1 protein-coding gene is annotated in these 247 nt (G+C 55.9%); it reads right to left on the bottom strand.

The window, feature by feature from the left end:
* Positions 1 to 21 precede the first annotated feature (21 nt).
* A complete protein-coding gene (locus tag R0J87_RS23265; protein ID WP_498889335.1) occupies positions 22 to 201 on the bottom strand; it encodes a type II toxin-antitoxin system HicA family toxin in 180 nt (59 codons plus the stop codon).
* Positions 202 to 247 lie beyond the last annotated feature (46 nt).

The following is a 247-nucleotide window of genomic DNA, read 5'->3' as shown; positions in this document are numbered from 1 at the left end:
GGATATAGACGGGATAGAGCATCACTTCCTCCAACCGGCTTGTCGGAAAATACTGGCGACGGTGCCTTGCGGCAGGTGTTTCCTGGGGTGCGGCACAATGACTGTCCGCAAACCCTTGCGCAACTTGTGGTGGCTGCCGCGGACCGACACGAGTTCGAATCCATCGGCCTGCAACAGTCTGATCAAGGCACGACTCTCCATGTGTGCGTCCTGCGCATCATACATGCATACACACTTATACACACAC

The organism is Halomonas sp. SIMBA_159, assembly GCF_046536035.1.
In the GTDB taxonomy this organism is placed as follows: domain Bacteria; phylum Pseudomonadota; class Gammaproteobacteria; order Pseudomonadales; family Halomonadaceae; genus Vreelandella; species Vreelandella venusta_A.
This window is presented reverse-complemented; position numbering and strand designations above follow the sequence as displayed.